Raw genomic sequence first — 9,977 nt, 5'->3', positions numbered from 1 at the left:
TGTGATTTCACCCTCTTTTTATTGGGATATCTATCTGAGAACATATCCCAATATTCATTTCTCAGGAGGTTAAATTTTATTTTGAGACAGCCTCTTTTCTGTGGATTAATCTTTTCCTGCCTTTTCTGTCTTTTTGATTTTTTTTACCAGCAATGCTTCGTTACTCCCAATCACTGTTTTCAGTTCCATCTGCAGACGCTTAATCTCCATTTCCTGATTGTGGATAGTGGTCAATAAGGCGTTCAACTCCTCGTTGTCGACGGTGTCGGGATATTGTGCTTTTACCCTCGCAATGAAATCGCTCAATACATTCATATAGTTGTTAAAGGCATCGTAGGGAGACATATAGGGGCTGAACTGGCTCTGTTCACCACCAAAATGCTTGGTCGACATGTAATAAAAGTGATCACTTGTCTGCAGATAGAGCCAGTCTTGTTTCAGTCGCCGGTCGGTACACAGCCGCACTCTTTCTCCAACCTCGTACAGCGATTTCAGCGCACTTTGCTGTAGCTTATTTCCCAACCAGGCACTCACATCCCGCTCTTCGTCAGACCAGGATATGGGATTGGGCACAGTGATCGCGCCAATGGGTTTGTTGTTCTCCAGTGCTTCCCGGGGTGTGCTAAAGCCAATCTCATGTTCAAAAGCAAAACGGGGCAAAGCTTTCATAAATTCAAAAATACCCGTATGCGAAGGCTGGATATTTCCCAGTGTCTCGTAATTCATAAAGAGGTTGAACACCTCCTCTTCCGAAGGGGTGGCGGCAATCCAGGAGATAAACTTCTCAGCCGTAAGCGGATATTCATTCCAACTATAGTTCGAAAAGCGATAGGTGATGTCGTCGCTGTAACGGCTGTTTTTGAGTAAGAGTTTCAGCTTGGGTTCACTGGCGGCCTGGTAGATATAATTGGGACTCTTCCAGCCGAGAATGTGTTTTGCTCCTTCCGTAATCATTTTGGTATACCCCATATCGTATACCATCTCGGCGATCTTGTCATCATAGATCAGTTCTGTATTACGCAGTACGGTTGGCTTCTGGTCAAAAAGCATCTCTATTCTTTCGGCATGGTGCGTAACCTGATTGCGAAATTCTTCCGGATCAAACAGGCTCGAGAGCGAGTGTGCATAAGTTTCGGCAAGAAACTCCACGTTTCCGGTTTTGCTCAGTTCGCGAAATCCTTCGATTACTTCGGGAGCGTAAATTTCCAGTTGTTCAAGCGCTACACCCGAGATCGAGAATGCTACCTTGAACTTTCCCTTATACTGATTCACAAGGTCCAGCAACATGCGATTGGCAGGTATATATGACCGGGCGGCTATTTGTTGGAGAATATCTTCGTTGGCATAATCATCGAAATAATAATGATCTCTGCCGATATTGAAGAAACGATATCTTTTTAACCGGAAAGGCTGGTGGATCTGAAAATAAAAACAGATTGTCTTCATCGTTATTTATTTTGGTTGTTGATTTTTATACTTATTGCATGAGGCTGTCATAAATTCTGCGGACCTTCAGGCCAGCATCTTCCCACTTGATGTTGTCTACCTCAATTTTTCCTTCTTCCTTCAGGTACTCTGCCATGGCCGGATAGGTACAAATGGAATAGATGGCATCTGCCATCGCATCCACATCCCAGTAATCGGTCTTGATCACGTTATTCAGAATTTCCGAACAACCCGACTGGTGAGAGATGATACTCGGTACACCGCACTGCATTGCCTCAAGGGGAGAAATACCGAAAGGTTCCGAGACGGAGGGCATCACATATACGTCGCTCGATTTGAGCATTTCATAGACCTGCTTGCCACGCAGGAAGCCTGTGAAATGGAATTTGTGAGCGATACCACGTTCTGCCACCAGGCGGATCATCTGGTCCATCATGTCACCGCTGCCGGCCATGACAAACCGGATGTGGGCGGTCTTACGAATTACCTGGGTAGCTGCATCCACAAAAAACTCCGGTCCCTTCTGCATGGTGATCCTTCCCAGGAAGGTAACCACCTTCTCCTGCACGCCCGATAATTTTTTAATTGATGCAATCTCCGGACTGAGTGGTTCAACGGCATTGTGCACGGTTGTCACCTTCCAGTAGGGCTGATGATAGTTCTCAATCACCGTGCGGCGGGTAAGGTTGCTCACGCAGATGATATGGTCACAATTGTCCATGCCGTCCTTTTCAATGCCATAGACGATGGGATTGGGTTTACCCCTGCTCCGGTCGAACTCGGTAGCGTGCACATGGATCACCATGGGTTTACCCGAAATGCTCTTTGCATGCAGGCCCGCAGGATAGGTGAGCCAGTCGTGTGAGTGAATCACATCGAAATCGTAGGTTCGAGCAATCACACCGGCCACGATGGAGTAGTTGTTGGTCTCTTCCAGTATGTTGTTAGGATACCGACCTGAAAATTCGATACATCCCAGGTCGTTTGTGTGCATATAGCTGAAATCGGCATAGATGTTATCGCGCATCCAGTAGTACTCCTGAGGATTCATAAGTTTCCCGAGCCTTGCCTCTGCCATCTCCCAGGGAACATCGCGCCAAACAATGGGTGTGTTGTTGGCACCGATGATCTTCATGAAGCTTTGGTCTTCGTCACCCCATGGCTTGGGAATAACGAAAATCGTCTCCATATCTTCCTGTTTGGCCATTCCTTTTGTCAGTCCATAGCTTGCTGTTCCCAGTCCTCCGAGAATATGTGGCGGGAATTCCCAGCCAAACATTAATGCCTTCATGTGTCCAATATTTGATGTTGCCGGAGCAGGGCCTCCGGTATATGTTTCTGTTTCTTTTTCTTATGTGTATGAGTTGATAATCCTTTGTGCTCTGAGAAGCTCCCCGACGCTCATTGCAAAAGAGTAACCGCCGTGTGCGATAAAGGGTGGGTTGGAATCATAAAATTCCGATATGGTGCCAATGCAGTCGTTTTGCATCTCTCCTTCCATTTCCACCATAATCCGATCGGCCAGTGACAATCCGCTCATGTGAAAAACATTGAGGTATGCTTCAATATAGGGACCCAGTAACCAGGGAAATGCCATTCCGTTGAAGTAGGCCAATTGTTTTTCATGCTCAGAACCGGTGTAATGAGGATGAAACTGATCGCTTTTGGGCGTGAGGGAACGGATGCCGCATGTGGTGAGCAACTCTTTGGTTACAAAGTCGATCACCGATTTCTTTTGCCCTCTTTCCAGCGGTGAGTGAGGTAGTGAAACGGCGAAGATCATATTGGGCCGCACGTTGAGGTCACGGTGATAGCCGTCTACGTAATCATACAGATATCCGGCATCGTTGAGAAAAACTTCCAAAAAAGAGTTGCCGGCTAGTCGTGAGTAGTTTTCCAGCTTAGTGGCCTGAGGCTCGCTCCCTATTTCGCGTGCCACCTCTTCTGAGAACTTCAGGGCGTTATACCAGAGGGCATTAAATTCTACCAGATAGCCAGAACGGGGAATGACCGGCCGTCCGTTGATCGTTGCATTCATCCAGCTTACGGCAACATCGTGCCCGTAGGTGGTTAGCAGTCCGTTATCCCCATGATACACCAGATTAGGATGCTTCCCGGCAATGATGTAGTCGATGATCTCGAACAAGAAGTCGCTGTATTTTTCCACAAAAGTATTTTTTTGCTCCTTCCGGTATTGTTGTAATGCCCACACAACCCACAGCAAAACATCAGGGTCTTCTATCTGTTTGATGAAACTTTTTGACGGTTTATCTGTCATGAAATTTCTCAAGTGGGGGATGGCGGTATCCATTGTCTTTTCGAAATCCTGTACTTTGTCTACGGCGAGAGTACAACCGGGTAGAGAGATAAACTGGTCGCGCGCCCGCACCTTAAACCAGGGGTATCCTGCCAGAAGATAGTGCTCTCCTTTGTTGGGTATGTAATAGAACTGGTGGCTGGAGTTCTTTAGACAGTTATAAAAATTGGAACGTGGTGTGCGTGAATATATCTCTAAATCAAACTCATGGGCCAGGTTGGCTGTGTCTACGAGAATATCGCCGGCCGAAAAAATAATCACTTCACCTTTGGCGATTGACATCTCGAAATAGCCAGGCACATACAGATCTTCCTGATACGTGTCACCGCTCTGAAGGTCCTGTAGGTATTCAATACCGCGGTACCAATCGGGGTGATAAATAAATTCCGGCTTTTTGTTAAACTGCATAAACAGTTCGGGGTAACCAAAATACATGCAAGTGCTGATGCCATTTTCCACTTCGCGATAGGAGCGGTCTACTTGGTCATTTTCGTGAGTGAGTTGCGATATTTTTCGAAAAGCCAGGAACGGTTTAAAACGGATGGTCGTGGGAGAATGAGCATCCAGCAGGGTGTAGCGGATCATCAAACGATTTTCTTTCGAGGAGAACATGATTTCCTTCGACAGGATCACACCGCCAATACGGTAGATAGTTTTGGGTACGCTGTCGCAATTGAACTCCCGTATATACTTGTGCCCCTTCGGACTGTAATTGTCACCTGCGTACCGGTGTATTCCCAGGTTGAATTCAGCACCATGCTGGATGACTGTTTCGTCGAAAGACGACAGGATAAGGTGATTCTCGTCGTCCAAATAAGGCACAGGCATTACCAATAATCCCTGGTACTTGGTTGTGTTGCAGCCCGATATCGATGTGTTTTGATAAGCTCCTCTTCGGTTGGTTCGTAATACGTTCCGGTAGAGAGAATACTCCAAATTGATCATCAGCTCTTTGTCGAATTTCAGATAACTCATCGCTAAATAAAATTTGTAGTAAGGTAAATGGCACTTAATTCCTGCGAAAGATAGTAAAATTGAAATTATATCACAAGCAAAAGGGATGAATAAACACAATATTTCCTCCATTATTGAGCCGGTTGCACAATTGTTGTATATTTGTGTTGATAAGGAGTTCTCTCTTAACTTTAACGAAAATATGGACGAAAAAGAGATATCCCGGTTTGCCTTCGAGAAAAAGCGAATGTGGCTGGCGTTACTACCTTCCCTGGTCTTCGTTTCTTTCATGTGGTTGACTTTTCTTGTTGATCATGCCGGTCTGTTCGGAGATAATTTTTCCCAATGGGGTATTCGACCCGGGGAGGTGAACGGGCTGAAAGGAATCATCTTTTCTGTTTTCATTCATGCATCATTCTCTCATCTGTTGTCCAACACACTTCCGTTGCTTATCCTTATTTGGTTCCTATTTTACTTTTACAGCAAGATAGCCTCCGGTGTTTTTGTATCTCTGTGGTTCCTGAGCGGATTTACAACCTGGCTCATCGGGCGTAGCTCCATCCATGTGGGGGCTAGCGGACTGATTTTCGCCATCCTGTTTTTTCTCTTTTTTAGTGGTCTTTTTCGCAAACACATTCCGTTGGTGGCTCTCTCCATGATCGTGGCTTTTATCTATGGAAGCACCGTGTGGAGCATCTTTCCCGTTACCGAGCTGGTGGATCCGTCAATCTCCTGGGAAGGACATTTGTCAGGGGCAGTTAGTGGGTTGCTGTTGTCGATTCTCTTTCGAAAACAAGGCCCACAAAAGCCGTCAGAGAAATGGGATGGAGAGGATTATGAAGATGAGCCTGAAAAAGGCCCTCCCGAAATTGAGATTACACAGGAAGATAAGCCGGAATAAGTTAATCTTTACGGAGATCCACGGAGTGTATTTGTTGATTTGTGCTTTTTACTTATTTTTGTAAACTGAAAAAATATGATCAGGGAGAAGATATTGAATTTACCGATCCAATTGTTCCCCAATAAAATTGTTCCAAAAAAGTTTCAAAAAAAAACTTATGCAAAAGAAAATCAGAGCTGCAATAATCGGTTACGGAAATATCGGGAAATATGTACTGGAAGCGCTGGAATGCGCTCCAGACTTTGAAATTGCAGGTATTATCCGGCGCAATGTGAAGGATATCCCCCGTGAATTGAGAGAATACCAGGTGACAGATACCGTGTCGTCATTGAAAGAAGTGGATGTAGCGATACTTTGCACTCCCACACGTACTGTGGAACAAAATGCCAGGTTGTGCCTGGAGTTGGGAATCAATACGGTGGACAGTTTCGATATCCACAGTCAAATTTTGCCGTTGCACAAATCACTGAATGAAGAGGCAAAGAAACACAACGTTGTTTCCATAATTTCAGCGGGATGGGATCCGGGCAGCGACTCGGTGATCCGCGCCTTGCTTGAAGCGCTGGCACCACGGGGAGTCACTTACACCAACTTTGGCCCGGGCATGAGTATGGGACACACGGTGGCTGTGAAGGCCATTGCTGGTGTCAGGGCGGCTCTATCCATGACTATTCCTGCCGGCACCGGCGTACACCGCAGGATGGTTTATATTGAGTTGCAGGAGGGGTACGATTTTCACTCCGTAGCTCAAGCCATTAAAGCCGATGATTATTTTGCCCATGATGAGACTCATGTTTTTCAAGTTGAAGATGTGGAGGCCCTCAAAGATATGGGACACGGCGTACTGATGGAACGGAAAGGGGTGTCTGGAATTACACAGAACCAGCTGTTCCGCTTTGATATGCGTATCAACAACCCCGCACTCACGGCACAGGTGCTCGTCGGCGCTGCCCGCGCATCTATGAAACAACTGCCGGGAGCCTATACGATGATTGAAATTCCGGTAGTGGATTTGTTGCCGGGGGAAAAAGAATCATGGATTAAAAAGCTCGTGTAATTTTATTAACTTTGTCACAAATTCAAGTCTGATGGATATATTACTTTCTGTTACCTGGGATGTAGATCCCGCACTTTTCACCGTTTTTGGCCGTGAGATTCGCTGGTACGGGCTGTTGTGGGTCATTGGCCTGATTGTGGCTGTCTATATTGTTCAAAAGATCTTCAAGCACGAAGACCTTCCCGAGAAATGGTTCGATTCTCTTTTCGTATACATGATCGTGGGCATCATTGTGGGGGCACGCCTCGGGCATTGTCTCTTCTATGAACCGGCTTATTACCTGGCCAACCCCATCGAGATACTGAAGGTGTGGGAAGGCGGACTCGCCAGCCATGGTGGGGTGATCGGTATCATCATTGCCGTATGGCTTTATTCGCGAAAAGTCAGCCACCTCAGCATGCTTTGGACCTTCGACCGGGTAATGGTACCTACGGGCTTCACTGCCGCCATGATTCGTTTAGGCAACCTGATGAATCACGAAATCTATGGAGGCCCTACGGATCAGCCCTGGGGATTTCGTTTTATCGACAATCTTCACCAATGGATGCGTGGAGCAGAGCCCATCTTTACCGAACCTTCTCACCCTACGCAGATTTATGAAGCATTGGCTTACCTGCTGGTCTTTGCTATCACCATGTATCTTTACTGGAAGACCGATGCGAAGTACCGGAAAGGGCTCATTACCGGCGTGGGGATTCTCATCATCTTTCTGTTCCGCTTCTTTGTGGAATATGTGAAAAATGTGCAAGTTCCCTCCGAAGTTGCCATGCGGGAAAGTACCGGTCTTATTCTGGGACAGTGGCTGAGCATCCCTTTCATCCTATGGGGAGTATGGATGATTTGGAATGCGTTGCGACGACCTGCCAAGGTAGAGATCACACCCAAACAATCAGAACTTCCAAAACCGAAAACGAAACCGAAGAAGAAATAAACCGGCTGCGAGGTATCAACACCCTGCATGTGGCTCTCCCGGCCCAGATTTTTCTCCCGTAGAAGCTTGGAGTTAAGATTACAGGCATCCGATCACGAACCGCTGTCCTCTGACAAATGAACATTGAAGATATGTACAAACCTCTTGAAATTGCAAAAGATATTTTTTATGTAGGTGTGAACGATCGCACCAAACATCTTTTTGAAAACTTATGGCCACTTCCTTATGGGGTGTCATACAATGCTTACCTCATCGCCGACGAGAAGACTGCCTTGATTGATACGGTAGACGGTTGCTATTCCGATGTTTTTTTTCACAAAATTACATCGGTGCTGGGTGACAAGCCTATCGATTACCTGATTGTGAACCATATGGAACCCGACCATTCGGGCTCTATAGCATGGCTTGTCTCCAAATATCCAGAAATCCGCATTGTCGGCAACAAACGAACCGTCGACATGCTGAAAGGATTTTATGGTATCACGGACAATGTGGTTCTGATACAGGATATGGATACGCTGTGTCTGGGCAACTGCACCTTGCAGTTTTATCTTACACCCATGGTTCACTGGCCGGAAACGATGATGACCTATGTACCCGAAAGAAAAACATTGTTTAGTGCAGATGCATTCGGCACCTTTGGTACACTCGATGGCGGCGTGCTTGATACGCAGATCACTCCCGAGAAATACCGGAGCGAGATGATTCGATATTATGCCAATATAGTCGGAAAATTTGGTTCTCCGGTACAAACAGCCCTCAAGAAACTATCCGGTATCAAGATCGATGTTGTCTGTTCCACGCACGGACCCGTGTGGACACAAAAAACACACATCGCCGAAGTGGTGAACCTATACGATCAGCTGAGCAGATACGAAGCGGACCCCGGATTGGTTATTGTTTACGGAAGCATGTATGGACACACGGAACAACTGGCTGAAATCATCGCCTCCTCCGCAGCGGAACAGGGTTTGAGAAAGATCGTGATGCACAACGTATCCAAGAGCCATGCATCGGATGTCCTTCGCGATGTCTTTGCTTACAAGGGACTGCTCATTGGCTCACCAACCTATAACAACAAGCTTTATCCTGCTGTGGAAAGCCTGCTCTCGGCTTTGCAGAGCCGCTATGTGAAAAATCGCTTCTTTGGCTGCTTTGGCAGTTTCACCTGGTCCGACGCCTCTGCCAAACAGCTGGCTGCTTTTGCCGAAGCTTCGGAATTTGAGATGATCGGCGAGCCGGTAGTCATGAAGCAGGCGATGCTTTCGGAAGTGACGGAAAAAGCTCGCAACCTGGGGCAGTGCATAGCGCATAAAATACTCTCCGGAGCAGAGGTCGTTCCGAACAACACAGCAAACTGTCATTAATAATAAAAATATGAGACTGATTATTCAACCCGATGCCGACCAAATGGCACAGTGGGCTGCAAACTACATTGCAGCGAAAATTAACAAGGCAAAACCCACGGCAGAGACACCTTTCAAGTTGGGACTACCCACCGGATCCTCCCCGCTGAAAACCTACAAAGCACTGATTGCATTGTATGAAACCGGCTTTGTATCTTTCGAACATGTGATTACATTCAACATGGACGAGTACATCGGACTACCGGCTGACCATCCGCAGAGTTACCATACCTTCATGTGGAACAACTTCTTTCGGCATATCGATATCAGAAAAGAGAATGTGCATATCCTCAATGGCATGGCGAAAGACCCCGAAGCCGAATGTGCCGCTTACGAAAAATCGATCGCCGAAGCTGGCGGAATCGATCTGTTTCTTGGCGGTATAGGCCCGGACGGACACATTGCTTTCAACGAGCCGGGCTCATCGCTTTCGTCACGTACAAGGGTGAAAACGCTGACAACCGATACGGTGATTGCCAACTCAAGGTTTTTCGACAACGATGTAAACAAAGTACCCAAAACAGCACTCACTGTGGGAGTGGGGACGGTGCTCGATGCAAAGGAGGTACTCATCCTGGTCAACGGACATCATAAGGCCCGCGCACTGTATCATGCCGTGGAAGGAGCTATCACACAGATGTGGACCATCAGCGCCCTGCAGATGCACCAGAAGGGTATTATCGTGACAGACTATGATGCCTGTAGCGAACTGAAGGTGGGTACATACAAGTACTTTCTGGATATTGAGCACGATAATCTTGATCCGGCTTCGTTGTTGTAGTAATCTTTGGGGCTACAATGTTATAAAGAGGCTGTCTCAAAATAAAATTTAACCTCCTGAGAAATGAATATTGGGATATGTCTCAGATAGATATCCGAATAAAAAGAGGGTGAAATCACATTGGGATACACCCTCACAAAATTTCTGGCTACAACTTCCTGTAACGTACCCGTTTTGGCTCCAC

8 protein-coding genes are annotated in these 9,977 nt (G+C 46.6%); 5 read left to right on the top strand and 3 right to left on the bottom strand.

Annotated elements, in window-relative coordinates:
- Positions 1-105: 105 nt before the first annotated feature.
- Genes B3Z75_RS02020 through B3Z75_RS02010 form a run of 3 tightly spaced genes read right to left on the bottom strand, consistent with a single transcriptional unit; the run spans position 106 to position 4,738 of the window.
- Entirely contained in the window at positions 106-1,446 is a 1,341-nt protein-coding gene (locus B3Z75_RS02020) for a glycoside hydrolase family 57 protein (protein ID WP_294067210.1), read from the bottom strand.
- A 31-nt stretch (positions 1,447-1,477) separates the two neighbouring features.
- Complete coding sequence (locus B3Z75_RS02015) at positions 1,478-2,737, bottom strand: glycosyltransferase family 4 protein (RefSeq protein ID WP_294067208.1); 1,260 nt, start codon at positions 2,735-2,737, stop codon at positions 1,478-1,480.
- A gap of 60 nt (positions 2,738-2,797) precedes the next feature.
- Complete coding sequence (locus B3Z75_RS02010) at positions 2,798-4,738, bottom strand: glycogen debranching enzyme N-terminal domain-containing protein (RefSeq protein ID WP_294067206.1); 1,941 nt, start codon at positions 4,736-4,738, stop codon at positions 2,798-2,800.
- An 85-nt stretch (positions 4,739-4,823) separates the two neighbouring features.
- Between B3Z75_RS02010 and B3Z75_RS02005 the strand changes: the two genes are divergently transcribed.
- The 5 genes from B3Z75_RS02005 (at position 4,824) to nagB (ending at position 9,793) form a co-directional block, all read left to right on the top strand.
- Complete coding sequence (locus B3Z75_RS02005) at positions 4,824-5,618, top strand: rhomboid family intramembrane serine protease (protein ID WP_294067203.1); 795 nt, start codon at positions 4,824-4,826, stop codon at positions 5,616-5,618.
- A 157-nt stretch (positions 5,619-5,775) separates the two neighbouring features.
- Positions 5,776-6,675 carry a diaminopimelate dehydrogenase gene (locus tag B3Z75_RS02000; RefSeq protein ID WP_294067201.1) on the top strand — a complete coding sequence of 300 codons (900 nt, stop codon included), beginning with the start codon at positions 5,776-5,778 and terminating at the stop codon, positions 6,673-6,675.
- Between the two features lie 31 nt (positions 6,676-6,706).
- Positions 6,707-7,606 (top strand): prolipoprotein diacylglyceryl transferase, encoded by a 900-nt coding sequence (lgt, locus tag B3Z75_RS01995; protein WP_414702847.1) that lies wholly within the window; start codon positions 6,707-6,709, stop codon positions 7,604-7,606.
- 131 nt (positions 7,607-7,737) lie between these two features.
- Positions 7,738-8,973, top strand: a complete 1,236-nt coding sequence (locus B3Z75_RS01990) for an FprA family A-type flavoprotein (RefSeq protein ID WP_294067270.1) — start codon at positions 7,738-7,740, stop codon at positions 8,971-8,973.
- 10 nt (positions 8,974-8,983) lie between these two features.
- Complete coding sequence (gene nagB / locus B3Z75_RS01985; RefSeq protein WP_294067199.1) at positions 8,984-9,793, top strand: glucosamine-6-phosphate deaminase; 810 nt, start codon at positions 8,984-8,986, stop codon at positions 9,791-9,793.
- Positions 9,794-9,977: the final 184 nt, after the last annotated feature.

The sequence above is a fragment of the Proteiniphilum sp. UBA1028 genome, assembly GCF_002316955.1.
Classification (GTDB): domain Bacteria; phylum Bacteroidota; class Bacteroidia; order Bacteroidales; family Dysgonomonadaceae; genus Proteiniphilum.
Note: the sequence above shows the minus strand (reverse complement) of the source record. Positions and strands in the feature narration are given on the sequence as shown.